Annotated in this window: 8 protein-coding genes; all 8 read left to right on the forward strand. The window is 38.5% G+C overall.

The features are described from left to right. Nucleotides 1-7 precede the first annotated feature (7 nt). Nucleotides 8-1,114 (forward strand): lipid-A-disaccharide synthase, encoded by a 1,107-nt coding sequence (gene lpxB, locus IM793_RS07720; RefSeq protein ID WP_193420455.1) that lies wholly within the window; start codon nt 8-10, stop codon nt 1,112-1,114. A 469-nt stretch (nt 1,115-1,583) separates the two neighbouring features. Then, a complete protein-coding gene (locus IM793_RS07725; protein ID WP_193420456.1) occupies nt 1,584-4,805 on the forward strand; it encodes a SusC/RagA family TonB-linked outer membrane protein in 3,222 nt (1,073 codons plus the stop codon). A 10-nt stretch (nt 4,806-4,815) separates the two neighbouring features. Next, nucleotides 4,816-6,492 carry a RagB/SusD family nutrient uptake outer membrane protein gene (locus tag IM793_RS07730; protein WP_193420457.1) on the forward strand — a complete coding sequence of 559 codons (1,677 nt, stop codon included), beginning with the start codon at nt 4,816-4,818 and terminating at the stop codon, nt 6,490-6,492. Between the two features lie 198 nt (nt 6,493-6,690). Next, nucleotides 6,691-7,695 (forward strand): LacI family DNA-binding transcriptional regulator, encoded by a 1,005-nt coding sequence (locus IM793_RS07735; RefSeq protein ID WP_193420458.1) that lies wholly within the window; start codon nt 6,691-6,693, stop codon nt 7,693-7,695. Between the two features lie 198 nt (nt 7,696-7,893). Then, the gene (locus IM793_RS07740; RefSeq protein WP_193420459.1) at nt 7,894-10,338 is read left to right on the forward strand and encodes a glutaminase family protein; all 2,445 of its coding nucleotides are present in this window, start codon (nt 7,894-7,896) and stop codon (nt 10,336-10,338) included. Between the two features lie 104 nt (nt 10,339-10,442). Continuing rightward, a complete protein-coding gene (locus tag IM793_RS07745; protein ID WP_193420460.1) occupies nt 10,443-12,710 on the forward strand; it encodes a GH92 family glycosyl hydrolase in 2,268 nt (755 codons plus the stop codon). 69 nt (nt 12,711-12,779) lie between these two features. Then, nucleotides 12,780-13,655 (forward strand): ROK family protein, encoded by an 876-nt coding sequence (locus tag IM793_RS07750; RefSeq protein ID WP_132398691.1) that lies wholly within the window; start codon nt 12,780-12,782, stop codon nt 13,653-13,655. A gap of 689 nt (nt 13,656-14,344) precedes the next feature. Then, complete coding sequence (locus tag IM793_RS07755) at nt 14,345-14,905, forward strand: discoidin domain-containing protein (protein WP_193420461.1); 561 nt, start codon at nt 14,345-14,347, stop codon at nt 14,903-14,905. Nucleotides 14,906-14,917: the final 12 nt, after the last annotated feature.

Raw genomic sequence — 14,917 nt, forward strand, 5'->3', positions numbered from 1 at the left:
ACAAATTATGAAATACTATCTAGTAGCCGGAGAAGCCTCAGGCGATTTACATGGCGCCAACTTAATGAAAGCCTTAAAAGCTGAGGATAGCGGAGCGGTGTTCCGGTATTTCGGTGGCGATAAAATGCAAGCCGAAGGAGGTGAACTGGTTAAACATTATGCCGATATGGCTTTTATGGGTTTTACTGAGGTGATTTTAAATTTGCGCACCATTTTCAGAAACCTCAAAGCCTGCAAGGAAGATATCATAAAATGGAAGCCTGATGTTTTGGTTTTGATCGATTTTCCGGGTTTTAACTTAAAAATTGCTGAATTTGCAAAGGCCAATGGGATAAAAGTATGTTATTATATCTCACCCAAGGTTTGGGCCTGGAACCAGAAACGGGTGCTGAAAATCAAAAAGGTTGTGGATCATATGTTCTGTATCTTGCCCTTCGAAGTAGATTTCTACCAGGAGTGGGGTATGCAGGTAGATTATGTTGGCAACCCCCTGTTAGACGAAATTGCACAGTTTACCCCGGATGTAAACTTTCGCGTAAACCATCAATTGGGAGATGAAAAAATTATTGCTTTGTTGCCAGGCAGTAGAAAACAGGAAATAGAACGTTTACTCCCGGTGATGTTGAGCATTACCGAAAATTATCCCGATTGTGTATTTGCCATTGCTGCTGCACCAACTTTTACCGAAAGTTATTATCGGCAGTTTACGGGCGACAAAAAAGTTCACTTGCTTTTTAACAGTACCTATAATTTATTGCACCATGCCCATGCTGCAATTGTGGCTTCAGGAACAGCCACATTAGAAACTGCTTTGTTTAAAGTGCCGCAGGTGGTGGTTTATAAAGGAGGCACAATTTCAATTGCCATTGCCCGGATGCTGGTAAAAATTAAGTTCATTTCGCTGGTTAACCTGATCGTAAACAAAAAGATTGTCACCGAACTTATCCAGGAAGATTGTAACACTCAAAAAGTAGATGAGGAGCTTAAAATTATCATGACAGGAGCTGGCAGGAGCGAGATGTTAAAGCATTACGATGAGTTGCTTTTACTCATGGGCAAACCAGGCGCTTCAGCAAAAACAGCCACATTGATTGTCGAAAAATTGAAAGGCTAGTTTTACCTCCCTATCATTGACAGATTCTAAAAATCGGCGTCATCTCGACCGGAGCAACGCGTAGTGGAGAGATCTTTAGACTATATTAAAAGATCTCTCCGCTGCGGTCGAGATGACGATTTCTTAGAAACTTTTTTTGTGCCAAAAATCCTTTCATTCGTATTGATTTTTATACCATAAATAAAAATTCAAAATGATGGTATTGCGAATTAAGATACCTCCATAACCAATCAATATCCTAACTGTATTAATATTCTTTATTGCATTTTATTAGTAAATTTTTGTTTTACTTATAATGTAACATTTTAAGGTGTTTTCATTTTTTTTTAAAACAAAACCGCTTTTAAGGCGTTACTAAATCGTTTTGCGGAGAATCTAATCACAACTAATTAATCTTATAGCTCTTATTAATTTAGTGGAATTTTGGCCGCATTGCGTAACTAATTATAAACTAAACTAGTGAGTGCCAATGAAAAACATTTTACTCAGGACGACAGGATTCCTATGCCTTGTCCTACTGTCATGCCCCCAGTTGTTTGCGAAAATTAAGAGCGAAAAAAAGAATTTCAACCGCTATTATTTTCAGCAGGATACAACTAAAAAACAAGACACAACAAAAAAAGTTCCGGTAGCTAAACCTGCTGATTCGGTAAAGGTACCACCAAACCCGCTGGGTGGCTCACGTCCGGTTACTACCCCGGCACCAGCACCAGCTACAACAGCGCCTGCTGCACCGGCAAGCACCGCTCCTGCAGCATCAACAGGGCAAAAAACAATCACCGGTACCGTTGTAGATGAGCAGAAAATCGGTTTACCTGGTGTTGGAATTAAGATCCAAGGCAAAACAGGTGGTACCGTAACACAGGAGAATGGCAAATTCAGTATCAATGTTACTGCCGCAACCGATGTGCTCGTATTTAGCTATATCGGTTACCAAACCAGATCCGTTCCGGCTGGTAACGGAGCAACGCCATTAACCATCAGTTTAGTCCCGTCGCAATCTCAAAAATTAGATGAGGTAGTGGTGGTTGGTTACGGTACGTTAAAAACCAAAGAGGTTACTTCATCCGTTGCACACGTAGATACGGCTCAATTCAGGCAAAGTGGGGCCCGGAATCCACTCGACCTTATTCAGGGTAAAGTTGCAGGATTGAACATTACCAGGGGAAGTTCAAACCCTAACGCTGGCCCAAGTGTGCAACTAAGGGGTGTTGTTTCTGTAACCGGAAGTGCAAGTCCGCTTTTCGTTATCGATGGTATTCCAGGTGGTAACCCCGATCTTTTGCAGCAAGATGATATCTTATCGGTTGACGTTTTAAAAGACGGATCAGGAGCAGCAATTTACGGTACCAGTGCCAATGCCGGTGTAATTTTAATCACTACCAAAAAAGGTAAACCCGGTGCGCCTACTTTTAACTACTCGGCCTATGCAAGGAAAGAGTTTATCCAAAACCGCCTGGATTTTTTAACGGCGGATGAGTTTAGACAAAAAATTGCTTCAAAAGAGATTAATGCAATTGATTATGGTGGCAGCGAAGATCTGTACGATCGATTGGTTAATCACGATAACCTGTCACAAAACCATAACCTTTCATTATCCGGAGGATCTGATAAAACAAGTTACCGTGCAAGTATAAACTACAGGGATTTACAAGGTATTGCTTTGGAAAATGGCCGTAAAGAATATACTCTAAGATTAAATGTAAATCAAAAAGGATTGAATGATAAATTGAATGTTCAGATGAACCTGGCAACCAATTTTAACAATGCCAACCTGCTTGCGAATGGAACCAAAATTGATTTTTTTGACAATGAACTCACAGGAAGCGGTTGGGAAGAAGAAGCAACTAAAAATCCAACCAAGCTGATTTATAACCCTGATGGCTCTTATTATTACGATAACCAGAGTACCAATCAGTTTGCACGTTTATTTCAGGAAACAAGTTACCGTAAACAACAAACCAGTTCGGCAGATATTAAAGCTGATTTAGATATTTTGACAGGTTTAAAAGGAACTGTTTTTGGTTCAGTACAAAGAGACAGTTATATAGATGGTGGCTATGCAAATATTGCCAGCGAAAATTCTGTAGAGAACAGTGATTATCCTAATGGAGGTTATGCTTTTAAAAATAACTTCCTATCTCAGAGTTTTGCCTTCGAGCCAACTTTACAATATACCAAAACCATTGCAGATAAACATTCATTCACTGCATTGGCAGGTTACAGTTATCGCTATTATATCGAAGAAGGTGCAAAAGCGAGTAACCGCGGTTTCTTAAACGATCAGTTTCATGAAGATAATTTAAATGCCGGTCAGGCACTGGCCGATGGTAAAGCAGCGATGGGAAGTTTTAAAAACGACAATACCCTAATCGCTTTCTTTGGCCGTATTAATTATGCATTTGATGGAAAATACCTTGCTCAGTTCATTTTAAGAAGAGAAGGATCATCAAGGTTCGGAGACAACAACAAGTGGGGAAACTTCCCTGCGGTATCATTAGGATGGAATGTAAGCCAGGAAAAGTTTATGGAGAATGTAAAATGGGTTAACAATTTGAAATTAAGAGCGGGTTATGGCGTAACCGGTAACTCAGGTTTTCAGAACAATGCCTCAAGGGTTACTTTGAGTACTGGCGGGAAATATTTATATCCTGATGGTGCATACCGCGAAACGTATGGTCCCAGCCGAAACGCAAATCCATTCCTTAAATGGGAAAGCAAACGGGAGTTGAATGTTGGAGCTGACTTTACTTTGTTCAATAACAAGTTAACAGGTGCTTTAGACGTATTTAAACGTACAACCAAAGATTTATTAGATACCTATACTACACCTCAGCCACCATACGTGCAATCGAGCATTTTTGCCAATGTAGGGCAGATTTCATCAAAAGGTATAGAACTTGCTTTATCATACCAGGCCATTAAAACCAAAGACTTTACTTTTAGTATGGATTTTACAGGAAGTACCATCAAAAATACCCTGGATTCTTACTCTAACGATATTTATACCGTTAAATATAAAACTTTTGGTGACATTGGTGGGGCCGGAGCGCTTGGTGATGCCATTACCACTTACGAAGGGGAAGATGTTGGTATTTTCTATGGTAAACGTTTTGCAGGTTTTGATGCAGATGGAAAATGGTTGTTCTATAACAGAAACGGACAGGCCGTGCGTAACGACCAGATCAATTATTCAAAAGATAAAAACTTAACAGACCTTGCGCCAATTGGAAATGCCATTCCAAAATATTATGCCTCATACACCGCAAACTTTACCTACAAGAATTTCGATTTCAGGATATTCTTGCGCGGTAAATTCGATTATCAGATCTTAAATACCACAGCGCTTTCTTATGGTAACCCATCTATCTCAGGGATTAATTATTTAAAAGAAGCATTCGGAAAGTATAGTCAGATTAACGATACCTATATGTATTCTGATTACTATTTGGAAAATGGAACCAATGTTAAAATCGATGAGGTAACCATCGGTTACAATTTCAAACTTAAAACTAAAATGCTACGTAACATCCGTGTATATGCAACCGGGCAGAATTTGGCTACAATAACCGGATATTCAGGTAACGACCCTGACTTTATTCAGGATACAGGTTTAGGTCCGGGTATTGATAACCGCGGTGCTTATCCAAGTACCAGATCATTCTTATTTGGTGTTAATGTGGGCTTTTAATGATATAACAATGAAAAATAAAACAATATTACATACAGCATTAATTTTATTGGTTGGTATAGTTAGTGCCTGTACCAAATTAGATGAGAATGCATATGATGAGATTCCTTCTGATAAATTTTACACCAATAAAAACGAAGTATTATCGGCAGTTTTGCGTCCTTATACACACGCAAATGCCTGGGTAACGCCATCTGGCCAAGATGGCTGGTGGAGGCCTGCAGAATTATCAGCAGATCAGCTTGCCTGGCCAACAAAAGGGCCACATGGTGAAGATAGTGGGAAATGGAAGCGGTTGCATTATCATAGCTGGACAGTAGACGAAGCAGGATTAAATAATGCATGGTCGCTGATTTATGGCGGTATTGGATATTGTAACGATCCTATTGCAAATATTAGCAAACGCGATATTTCTACCATGGGAATTACCCAAAAGGAAAAGGATGAATTTATTTCAGAATTGAAATTATTACGTGCTTTTCATTACCTGAAACTGATGGATTTATTTGGTGGCGTGCCTATTGTAACTGAACCTGCAGATCCTGCAAATCCGGTTTATCCAGGTACCTCAAGCCGAAAAGAAGTATTTGATTTTGTGGAGAAAGAAATTAAAGACAATATTAACAACGTGCCGAAATTATCAAGGGCAATGTTAGGCAGAATGAGTCAGGCGAGTGGTTACGCCATGCTTGTAGAACTTTATTTAAATGCCGAAGTATGGTCTGGTACAGCCCGTTGGGATGATTGTATTGCCGCTGCTGATAAATTGATTAACAATGAGGCAGGTGGGCAAAATGGAACCATGCAATTGGATACTACCATAACCGACCAGTTTAAAAATACCAACGATTTATCTAAAGAGGTCATCTTTTCCATTGCTTATGATTACACAAGGGCTAAGTTCGAACCATCCTGGACAGGCGAATTTTATCATTTTGCCCAAAAAGATATTTATGGCGGCGGTAGAAACGGTAATGATGGTATTGTACTTATTCCTGGAGTTTATGATACTTATGAAGTTGATGACCGACGTAAAACAGAATGGTTATTAATTGGTCCACAATATAAATTTGCCGATACTAATCTTAAAACAAGAGCAGTATTGGGCACAGTAGAATACCAGGGTTTGCCATTGGTTTTTGTAGATAATATCCGAAAAAATAAGTCAGGCTCTACTGTTTCCAACATGAGTGAAGGAGAAGAAAACAGTGGTGTTCGTTTCAATAAATATAAACTTGGTAATTCAGTTCCTGGTTTTGTGATTAACGGAAAAGATACAACTGCTGTTCAGCCTGACCCTAACTATAACAATACAGACTGGAATGTTTACCGTTTAACGTGGATTTACTTTGCCAAGGCAGAAGCACTAATGCGTAAAAGCGGAGGTGTAGCCACGGCAGAAGCGGTAGCCTTGATTAATACCACAAAAAAACGGGCTTATGCACCGGCCATACGCGATGCTAAAGCTTATACAACTGCTACTTTAACTTTAGATGAGCTTTTGAAAGAACGCGGCAGAGAGTTTATTTTCGAAGGTTTCAGAAGAGATGATTTAATCCGTTTCGGGAAATTTGCAACTGGAACCTGGTGGGACCACACGGCCTCGTCAGCAACCAAAGCATTATACCCGATTCCTCAGCGGCAGCGGGACCTTAATCCTAAATTGACCCAAAACCCTGGTTATTAATTTTGATACAAAAGGCGCTTTAAACAGCGCCTTTTGTTGTTTTAAGCCTGATCATTCAGGTTATGCCAACCATTAATAACCGTTTCTAAAACGATTAATATAAAAAATGTTAAATTGCGCTTTTAAAATTGGCAAAAATTTAAAAGCTGCAATTTTTATTTAGCTTTGAATTGATTAACACAAAAGAAATCCAACCAAATGAAATCGCTTTCTATCAAAGATATAGCCGTAAAAGCCAATGTATCCATTACCACAGTTTCATTCATTATTAACGGTAAAGCAAAAGAGAAATCGATAAGCGAAGCAGTTATAGAGAAAGTAGAAAAAATTATCGAAGAAAGTGGTTATAAACCGAACCAGATTGCAAGAAGTTTAAGAACCGGTAACTCCAATATTATCGGACTGATTATCGAAGATATTTCCAATTCATTCTTCTCCAGGATTGCCAGGCTAATCGAAGATAAAGCTTATAAAAGAGGTTATAAAATTATTTATTCCAGTACAGAAAACAGTGTTGACAAAGCGAAAGAACTGATCAACATGTTTAAATCGCGAAAAGTTGATGCCTATATCATCTCTCCAATAAAAGGAATAGAAGAGGATGTAAAAATGCTGTTGGAAGATGGTAATCCGGTAATCTTTTTTGATAGGAACCTGACTGATATCAATACCAGTTATGTAGGGGCCGATCATTTTAATGCCTCATACCAGTCAATACAGCATTTTATCAATCAAGGTAAAAAGAATATCGCCCTGGTTACTACTGATATTAACGTGGAGCAGATTATAGAACGTTATGATGGTTATAAAAAAGCATTAGAAGATCACGGAATCAAGTATGACGAGAAACTTGTTTTAAAGATCCACTTTAACCAGGAAGAAAGCGAAACCATAGCTCAGATAAAAGAACTTTTCGATAATAAAAAAATTGATGCAGTGTTATTTGCGACCAACTATTTGGCAATTAGCGGCTTAAAAGTATTGAAAAAGATCAATAAGACAATTGGCGACGACTTTGCTGTTATTGCATACGATGACCATGAAGCTTTCGAACTGCACACACCTGGTATTTCAGCAATTCAACAACCACTTGAAGAAATTGCAGAGAATGTAATTAAGCTAATTCTTAAACAATTGTCGACCAAAGCCAAACCCGAAAACCAGGAAATCATTATTCCGGCTAAATTAATTATCAGGGATTAATTCAGTAGCTTAAATGTTACATTAAGCTATTTTAATATGACTTTTATTTCTCTAATATTGAATTAGTAAAACGTTTTACTTTATTTCTTATTGAATAGTATCAATCCAGCAGTCATTTAATATTTTTTATTTCCAGAATAAGAAATTGTCTGAAAGAATTTGGTAAAACGATTTATTAATGAAACCAAATATCTAATTATGAGAAAACTTTCCTTAGTAGCACTTTGTCTTTTTTTTAATTTAATTACAAAAGCACAAGATAAGGCACCCGCTTATCCATTAATTACACATGATGCCTATTTCAGTATTTGGTCCTTCGGCGATGGACTTAACCAATCGGTTACCAAACATTGGACGGGGAAAGAACAATCTTTATCAGGTGTAATAAAGGTTGATGGTAAATATTACCGGTTTCTAAGCGAAAAAAGTAAAACTTTTAAAGATATACTTCCAGCGGCTGATGCATTAACATATCAGGCCAGTTATAGCTTCGATAAAGCTGAAGCAGGTTGGGAAAGCATTACATACAATGATCATGACTGGAAAAAAGCCGAAGCTCCTTTTGGAGACGATAGTTCTGCCAAAACAAAATGGAATAGTGATGATCTTTACTTCAGAAGAACCTTCACTGTGGCCAAAGTATCGGTCGCAAAAAAATACCTTAAACTCAATCACGATGATAACGTAATTGTTTATTTAAATGGTAAAATAATTTACAAAAAGAACGGATGGGTTTCTGATTATAGCTATTTACCGATTGAAGATGGCATTTTAAAAACAGGAAAAAATGTATTGGCTATCTATTGCAAAAATACGGCTGGTGGCAGGCACCTGGATGCCGGAATAGTTGAAGAAGAAGCTGATCATTTAAACATTGCTCCAGCCATTCAAACCAATGCATCCATTCAGGCAACTACAACCAAATACACTTTTAGCTGTGGCCCGGTAGAATTACAGGTAGCTTTTACCTCGCCATTATTACTGAATGATATTAAATTAACCGCAAGGCCAATCAGTTATATTAATTATACCGTAAAATCTACTGATGCCAGGCAGCACAGCGTAGATATTTTCTTTGGGGCATCATCAAATCTGGCTGTAAATACACCAAACCAAAGCGTATCGGCGTGGAAGAGTGCTAAAAACAATCTCTCTATCCTAAAAACAGGAACCGTAGAGCAGCCGGTATTAAAGAAAAGGGGAGATGACCTGCGCATTGATTGGGGTTATTTGTACCTGGCCGTTCCAGCCAGGTTTAATGCTACTCAATTTATTGCTACACAGAACGAGAGCTTAAAAAGTTTCGTTGATTCCAAATATCCAAAACAAGCACAGGTTTTAAACTCAAAAAATCTAAACTTAAACAGTATTATCCCTTTTGGTTCTGTTTCTGCCACACCCGTAGAGAAATATATGATGTTGGGTTATGATGACCTGAAATCAGTTGAATATTTTGGCGAAAAGCTGAAGCCAGTTTGGAGACTTTCGGGTAGTCAACAATTTGAAGATCAATTGGCCGAAGCCGATGCCCAATACCCTTCGTTAAAAACCAAGTGCGCCACTTTTGATGCTAAATTATACACCGACGCAGAAAAGGCCGGTGGCAAAGCGTATGCAGATCTATGTAAACTAGCTTACAGACAGGCTATTGCAGCACATAAAATTGTATATGCACCAAATGACGACATCCTTTTTCTATCCAAAGAAAATTTCAGTAACGGTTCTATCAATACGGTTGATGTGACTTATCCCTCAGCACCGCAATTTTTGGTGTACAACCCTGAATTGTTAAAAGGAATGCTGAATGGTATTTTCTATTATTCAGAAAGTGGAAAATGGAAGAAACCATTTGCTGCACACGATTTAGGCACTTACCCTTTAGCCAACGGCCAAACCTATGGGGAAGATATGCCTGTAGAAGAGGCTGGGAACATGATCATTTTAACTGCTGCCATTACCAGGGCCGAGGGCAATGCCAAATATGCCGAAAAGCACTGGGAGGTACTGTCGGTATGGGCAAACTATCTGCTGAGAGAGGGTTTCGATCCGGCCAATCAATTATGCACCGACGATTTTGCGGGGCATTTGGCCAGAAATTCGAATTTATCGGTAAAAGCCATTGTAGCTTTAGGTGCTTATGCACAAATGGCGCAATTGTTAGGCAAGGCTGATGTAGCTGCAAAATACAGAACAGCTGCTTTGCAAATGGCCCAGAACTGGATGAAAATGGCTGATGATGGCGATCATTATGCTTTAACCTTTAATGATAAAAATACCTGGAGCCAGAAATACAACCTCGTTTGGGATAAATTGTTAAAACTTGATCTTTTTCCTAAAGAAGTATACAAAAAGGAGATTAACTTTTATTTAACCAAACAAAAGGATTTTGGATTGCCGTTGGATAGCCGCAGGACCTACACTAAATCGGATTGGATTATGTGGACAGCCACTTTGGCCGATAACGAAGCAAATTTCCAAAAATTTATAAATCCAATATATCGTTATGCTGCTGAAACAGAAAGTAAAGTGCCATTGAGCGACTGGCATGAAACTACTAACGGCCAAATGACAGGTTTCCAGGCGAGGAGTGTTGTTGGCGGTTACTTCATCAAAATGCTGGCCGACAAATGGAATATTAAATAATAACATTAATCAGCTTTGTCTGCAACCACTTACTTGAGCAGGCAAAAGCTGATTTTGAATATACAGTTGATCTGTATCGATTGAAAAGAACCAACAAATACACAATGAAACTTAAATTAATTGCATCCATTTTATGCTGCCTGGCTGCCAAAGGGTTGTTGGCGCAGCAGAAAGATTGGGTTCACTATGTGAACACGCTGCAGGGCACCAACTCTAAACACGAACTCACCAGAGGAAATACTTATCCAACAACAGCACTACCATTTGGCATGCACACCTGGACTCCACAAACGGGTAGAAATGGCGATGGTTGGAAATATCAATATTTTAAAGATAAAATAAGAGGCTTTCAGCAGGCACACCAATGCAGTTCGTGGACGAGAGATTATGCTGTATTTTCTTTAATGCCTGTGGTTGATGAACTGATTGTAGATGAAGACAAACGCGAAACCAAATTCAGCCATCAAAACGAGATTGCTAAGCCAAACTATTATAAGGTAACATTCGAAAATGATATCACGACCGAAATTTCGCCATCAGAACGTGGTGCACACCTCAGGTTCAGCTATCCAAAAGGCAAAAGAAGCTTTTTAATTTTAGACGGATACAACAGGTTAAGTGGTGTTCAGATCTATCCTAAAGAAAATAAAATAACGGGTTGGGTAAACAATGGCGAAGGTTTTAAAAGAGGTTGGAAAAGTTATTTTGTAATTCAGTTCGATCAACCGATTAAATCTTACGGCACCTGGGAGAACAAACATAATACCATTGCAAAAGATTCGATTTCAGCTGAAGGATTGGGTAAAGGCGCATTTGTACAGTTCGAATCGGGTACAAAGGTGCAGGTAAAAACTGCCTCATCTTACATCAGTTTGCAACAAGCCGAACTGAATTTAAAAAGAGAGTTAGGCAATGATAAAACTTTAGAAGATACCAAAGCCAATGCTGCTGCGGTATGGAATAAATCGCTCGGTAAGATAGAAGTAGAAGGCGGATCAAAAGCAGATATGGAAACTTTTTATTCCTGCTTTTTTAGAGCAAGTTTATTCTCCAGAAAGTTTTATGAAATAAACAAAGCGGGTAAACCATATTACTTTAGTCCCTATGATGGTAAAGTGCACGATGGCTATATGTTTACCGATACGGGTTTTTGGGATACCTTCCGGGCGCAGTTTCCGCTAAATACACTGATCCAGCCAGAAATGCATGGCCGTTACATGCAAGCCATGCTCGATGCCTACGAACAATGCGGTTGGTTGCCCTCATGGTCTTTCCCCAGCGAAGCAGGAAGTATGATTGGTAACCATGCCATTTCTTTGTTAGCCGATGCCTGGGCAAAAGGAATCAGAACATTTGATCCGAAAAAGGCTTTGGATGCCTATTACCACGAAGCGATGAACAAGGGCCCCTGGGGGCCGGCAAATGGCAGGGATGGGGTAACCGAGTATAACCAGTTAGGTTATGTTCCTTATCCAAAATATAGAGAAGCTACCGCAAAAACATTAGAATATGCTTACGATGATTATTGCGCTTACACCTTAGCCAAAATGATTGGCGATAAACATTACATGGAGGTTTTCGAGAAGCCGATGTTCAATTATAAAAATGTTTACGATCCGGCTACCCGTTTTATGAGGGGAAGGAATGCGGAAGGCAAGTGGTCGCCAAATTTCGATCCAACCGAATGGGGAGGTCCATTTACCGAAGGAAATGCCTGGCATTGGCAATGGTCGGTTTTTCAGGATACCAAAGGTTTAATTAATTTGATGGGCGGAAACAGCAATTTTATCTCAAAACTAGATTCGGTTTTTAGCGAACCTAATAAAGTGAATGTGGGTTCGTACGGCGGGATGATTCATGAAATGACCGAGATGGTAATGGCCAACATGGGCCAATATGCACATGGCAATCAGCCTATCCAACATATGGTTTATTTATATAATTATGCCAACCAGCCATGGAAAGCACAATTTTATGCACGTGAGGTGATGCATAAACTGTATGATGCCACAGAAAATGGTTATCCGGGAGACGAAGACCAGGGGCAAACCTCTTCGTGGTATGTATTAAGTGCTCTGGGATTTTACAGCGTAACTCCAGGTACTGGTGAGTATGTTTTAGGGAGCCCAATGTTTAAAAAAACAACCATTAACTTAGAAAATGGCAAAAAATTCGTCATCGAAGCACCTGCAAATGATGTTGCCCATGTTTATATAAAATCGGCAAGCTTAAATGGGAAAAATTATACTAAAAATTTTATAAACCATAGCGACTTGTTAAAAGGAGGGGTGTTGAAACTGGAGATGAGTGTTAAACCTTCGTTAAATAGAGGGGTATTGGAAGAAGATAAGCCATTTTCGCTCAGTAAATAGATATTGAATTACTACTTTTGGCGAATTAGTTCAGATTAATAAAGAATAGATAACAGAAATATATATAGAATGGAAAAGCCTGTTGCATTAGGTGTAGATATTGGCGGCTCGCATATTACGGCCGCATTGGTGGATTTGGAAACAAGAACTTTAGTGAAGGATTCCATCAAGCGTAGCCCTGTGGATTCGCAGGAGAGTAAAGAAGTGATTTTATCCGCATGGTGCGATATCATCAATAAGGCTTTTAAAAATATTAAAAACGGCAATAGGAATGTGGGAATAGCCATGCCGGGCCCCTTTAATTATAGTGAAGGCATTTCATTAATTAAAGATCAGGATAAGTTTAAATCACTTTACCAGATCAATGTAAAAGAAGAATTATCTGAAAGACTGGATATCCCTGCCGAGCATATTCACTTTATAAACGATGCGGCAGGTTTTTTACAAGGAGAGGTCTTTGCCGGCGCTGCAAAAGGAAATGTGAGTGTGTTAGGCTTAACGCTTGGTACTGGACTAGGCTCATCGCTTTGTCTCAATGATAAAGCTTTTGATGCTGACCTCTGGAATTCCGAATTTTTAGATGGAATTGCAGAAGATTACCTTTCTACACGCTGGTTCGTAAAACGTTTTAATCAGCTTAGCGGCAAAACGGTAAATGGAGTGAAAGAACTGGTTGAAATAGTAGAAACCAATCATTTTGCAACCATGGTTTTTATGGAATTTGGTTATAACCTGGCACAGTTCCTGATTCCTATTATTAAGAAGCACAAAATAGACACTGTAATAATTGGTGGTAATATTGCACAATCCTTTAATGCATTTGCCCCCGAATTAATTGCAACATTAAAAGGCAATGGAATAGATACTGATATTAAAATTTCAGAATTAAAAGAACATGCAGCATTGATTGGTGCTGCAAGCTGCTGCGATTTGAGCTTAACTTAGCCTGTTCTGCCAAAATATCCTGAAATATTTTAAAATTATTCTAATATAGCCGCAGAATTGCAATTTTCATAATGTAATTCTGCGGTATACCTCCGCTTTTTCTTTTTTCCTAAAAAAACAGCACTTTTCATAGTTTTTTTTTATTGTAATACGATCTGTTTATGCTAATGTTTACGATTTCAGGAAGTTAACTTTAATAAAAAAAATAAAATAATTTTTGATTTATTAATAATATGCTTATTATTGTTTAATAAAACGTTTTAGTATTCTATTCATTAAGCATTTACTTTATTTACATGAAGTGTTGATCACAAGATCAGGACTTTTTTTTATCAAACAAAAACTAAAACGTTTTAGTTTTTGTAAAATTAATTATCTATTCATATAAAAATAAAAGGAGAATCTCAATGAAGTAAAATTTACATTTTAATATTTCTCTTCCGTCTCCAACGGAAACCAAACCAAACTAAAACCCATTTATGAACAAAAAAATACCCGACCAGAACTGGCCATATCTTTGGCAATACCAATGTTTTTTCTCGACTTAAGAAGCCGACGCACAAGTTAGGTGTATGAGCTTCTGTATAATCTAACCCCTCCTGAAATCAATTTTATACTCCTGATCATTCATTGATCTGCGATTAACTATTGCACATTTTAATAACCACCAAACTATAAATTAATCAATTATGAATCTTTTAAAAATTACCAGGAGCACTTTCGGACTCTGTGTTGCCCTGGTTTTACTTTTTGGATGCGGTAAAGAAGAATACCCTTCGGTAGATCTTTTCACCTGGAAAGCCAAAGTTGATGTAACGGCAAAAGCCGCACTTTCTGTTAACATTGAGAGTTCTGGAGGATCAGCAGGTGCAGAAGGATCTGCAAAGGTGGTGGATAACGATCCAGCCACTAAATTCCTGATCAACCCTTACCAAAACAACTTTTATTTGCAGTTATCTTTTCCTGCTCCTCAACAGGTTGCGTCTTACACCTTAACATCAGGTAACGATGCTCCGGGAAGAGATCCGAAAAACTGGAAATTAAGCGGTTCTTTGGATGGCACCAATTGGGTAGATCTGGATACCAGAAATGACGAAACATTTTCAGGTCGTAACATGATGAAAACCTATAGCTTCAAAAACAAAGTTTTGTATAAGCATTATAGGTTGAGCATTACAGCAATTGGTAGCAGTTCATTATTCCAGTTATCAGAATGGCGTGTAATCGAAGTGCCAGAGGAGCAACAGTAGCTTTCAAGCCAA

The sequence above is a fragment of the Pedobacter sp. MR2016-19 genome (genome assembly GCF_014947265.1).
Lineage (GTDB): Bacteria > Bacteroidota > Bacteroidia > Sphingobacteriales > Sphingobacteriaceae > Pedobacter.